Here is a 2045-nt window from a genome sequence, read left to right on the forward strand (position 1 = left end):
TCCTGCTCGAGCTGGCCGGCGCTGCTCCAGGCGAGTGGCACCGACATCGCCGGCTGACCCGACATGTTGAACATGCTGGTCGCGGGCATGTAGCGGCGCAGCACTGGCCCGATATGGGACAGGTCCTGCGACATCGCGTCGAGTTCATCACGACCGCGGGATCGGCGGGCAGGACGGGCGCGCGCTCCTCGAGGTCGTGGCCAAGCCTTTCCAGCATCGACGCGACGTTGCGAACCGCGGCCTTCACTTCGGCATCGATCTCATCGCCATAGGGCGATTTGTCGGTGAAGGCGAAGCGTAAGCGGCCCGGATCACGCCCGACCTCCTGGGCGAACGGCCGCTCCGGCGGCGGTGCGCGATAAGGGTTCGTGAGCTCGGCGCCGGAGATCGCATCGAGCATGGCGGCGCTGTCGCGGACGCCAGCAGCTCCCGGCCGTGACCTGCTTGTTGCGGACGAGGTCGGCCAGGCCGACCGCGTCGTAGCTGCCATACTCCTTGAAGGCCATCGGCTAGCTCGCTGGGATTCCGCAGGGTGAACGCTAGAGCACGTCCTGATTGATGACATTCTGGCGGATCGGCTCGCCGTCGAGCGCGCTCAGGATGTTGCGGGCGGTCTGCTCGCTCATCCGGTCGACCGCTTCCACCGTGACTCCCGCGACATGCGGCGCCAGGACGACGTTCGGCAGGTCGTGCAAGGCTTGTCCCACCGCCGGCGGCTCCTGCTCGAAAACGTCGAGCCCTGCGCCCGCGAGCTTACCCGCCGCCAGCGCTTCGTGCAGCGCCTTCTCGTCGATGATCCCGCCGCGCGCGGTGTTGACCAGGTAGGCGGTCGGCTTCATCAGTTTCAGCCGCGCCGCGTCGAACATGCCGATAGTCTCCGGCGTCTTCGGGCAATGAATGCTGACGAAATCCGCCTGCGGCAAGCCTGCATCGAGTTCGTCGACCGGCTCGCAGCCGGCCGCCTTGATCTCGTCTGCCGACTTGTAGGGATCGTAGACCAGCACCTGCATCTCCATGGCGAGGCAGCGCTTGGCGGTGCGGGTGCCGATGCGGCCGAAGCCGATGATCAGGAGCGTCTTGCCATAGAGGTCGAACGGCAACTGGCCGAGGCGGCTCGCCCAGGTGCCCTGCTTGACCATCATGTGCATTTCCTGCGCGCGCTTGGCGAGCGTCAGCATCATGAACAGCGCCTGTTCGGCGACCGACGGCGAGTTGGCGGTGCCAGCCACCATCAGCGGCACCTTGCGGCGCGACAGCGCGGGGACATCGACCGCGTCGAAGCCGACGCCGATGCGGGTCACCACCTGCATGTCCCCGGACGCCTCGAGCTCGGGTTGGCCGAAGCGGGTGGCGCCCAGCGCCACGCCGTGGACCGGCGCATGCTGCCGCAGCATGGCCTGGAAGTCGGGGGCAGAGATCAGGTTGGGAAACTCGATGAGCTCGATATCATCTCGCGCGGTGAGCAGAGCCCGCGCCCCGGATGACAAAGTCTGAGTAACAAAAATCTTCTTCTTGTTGGTGGCCATTTCCTGCCCTTGAGGTTCGTCCGGATGCCGTCAGAGCACGACGCCGGTCGCCTCGTTTAGCAGGTGCATGTTGTTGAGGTCCATTGCCAATCGGAGCGGGGCAGCCTCGCGCGCGCCGGCGTTCGGGCTGACCCGCCCGCAGATCTGCGTACCTTCGAGGGTGAAGTAGATCAGCGTCTCCATCCCCATCGGCTCGGTGACATCGAGCACGGCATCGAACGGTTCGACGCCCGGCTCGGCATGGGGCTTCGCCTCCGCGATATGTTCGGGACGGACACCCAGCAGAAGCCGCTCGTCGCGAGTGACCTTGGCGTAACGTGCCGCGCGCGCCGGCGGCAGCGGGAACGCGAGGCGGTCGGCGAGGCGGATGTTGAGCCTGCCCGAAACCTCCTCCAACCGGCAGGGCACAAAGTTCATGGCCGGCGAGCCGATGAAGCCGGCGACGAAGCGCGTCTTCGGATGGTGGTATAGCTCGTTGGGGGCGCCGATCTGCTCGATCTTGCCACCGTTCATCACCAC

At 66.4% G+C, this 2045-nt stretch carries 3 protein-coding genes; all 3 read right to left on the reverse strand.

The window, feature by feature from the left end:
* Positions 1-565 (reverse strand): amidase family protein (locus JOY90_RS16160; RefSeq protein WP_367276944.1); only part of this gene is annotated, 565 nt, incomplete at its 3' end.
* Positions 540-1526: a hydroxyacid dehydrogenase gene (locus tag JOY90_RS16165; protein WP_291692121.1), complete on the reverse strand. Its 987-nt coding sequence runs from the start codon at positions 1524-1526 to the stop codon at positions 540-542. The genes JOY90_RS16165 and JOY90_RS16160, both read right to left, overlap by 26 nt.
* A gap of 30 nt (positions 1527-1556) precedes the next feature.
* Positions 1557-2045: TOBE domain-containing protein (locus JOY90_RS16170; protein ID WP_291692122.1), on the reverse strand; the 489-nt coding region annotated here is incomplete at its 5' end.

This window comes from Bradyrhizobium sp. (genome assembly GCF_019242285.1).
Classification (GTDB): Bacteria; Pseudomonadota; Alphaproteobacteria; order Rhizobiales; family Xanthobacteraceae; genus Bradyrhizobium.